Annotated in this window: 1 protein-coding gene; it reads left to right on the top strand. The window is 48.3% G+C overall.

The genetic code is table 11. From position 1 onward, the window contains the following. Positions 1–661 precede the first annotated feature (661 nt). Positions 662–1,090, top strand: a 429-nt coding sequence (locus tag NH454_RS22275; RefSeq protein WP_366031400.1) for a reverse transcriptase domain-containing protein, incomplete at its 3' end; no start/stop codon positions are given.

Genomic DNA, 1,090 nt, shown 5'->3' with positions numbered 1-1,090 from the left:
GTGTGCCCGGAGTTCAGGGCTAACAAGGATGTTTAAATTGAACCACGAACCTGTCTGTAATCCATGACAATATTGGCAGGAGCCAATAAGTTATGGCTACTTCTGGTTGTGCAGAAGTATGAGTCTGAGCGGCAGTGACTTACCGTATGCTGGTAAGGTAATGTAACTCGCTGACAACGGGAAGTGAGGCGAATTCGTTAAGCCAAGATGCTTCTCTAGACTAAGTATTGGACGGATGAAGAACATGAACCGATTAATCCGCATCTGTGGGCTGAAACGTCGCCACCGTCTACACGAGTTAACAGGCGGTATGACGCTGATATTGTGCAATAAGTAGCTGCGCAATAACCGAACTGGTCAGCAAAATGTAAGTGCTTGCCAGTGGATAAACGCCAAATCACAAGTCTGCGTTTAAGCGTCATCACCTTACAGCACGATAAGGTTAAAGACTGCGATCGGCATCCCCCCCAATATGTTTGAGTTCAGGCCGGTAAACCGGGGAAGGTCTATTTGCATGCTAAGGGAGCATGACCCCGATGACAAATAGGCTGGCGGAGCGCTCGTAGTAGTCCGGGATGGGGAAAGCCCATTACATGGCGAAGGGGCGCAGCTTAATTGATTTACGTCGGCAAATTAGCTGACCTTAACGAGGTGAAGACCTTTGATAATCAGTGAAATGCAACGTAAATTGGCAACATGGACTCAAGCGGATAAATCGCGACGAGTCAATCGACTACTGCGCTTAATTAGTCATCCTCGATGGCTGAAACACGCAGCCGAAATCACCCTTGCAGCCAGAGGAGCGAAAACACCGGGCGTAGACGGGAACACTAAATTCCATCTAAAAGAAGGGTTAGATGAAGAGCTCGCCATACTCAGCCAAGCACTGAGAGATGGCTCTTATCAACCACTTCCGGCAAGGCGAATTTATATTCCCAAAACAAACGGCAAACAACGCCCTTTAGGTATTCCTACCCTGAAAGATCGCATAGTGCAACGCGCCATGCTAATGGCTATGGAGCCAATCTGGGAAAATGACTTTCACTCGTTATCCTATGGCTTCAGACCTGAACGCAGTGTGCATCACGCG

Origin of the sequence: Pseudoalteromonas sp. Ps84H-4, assembly GCF_024124645.1 — a bacterium.
GTDB lineage: Bacteria > Pseudomonadota > Gammaproteobacteria > Enterobacterales > Alteromonadaceae > Pseudoalteromonas > Pseudoalteromonas lipolytica_C.
This window is presented reverse-complemented; position numbering and strand designations above follow the sequence as displayed.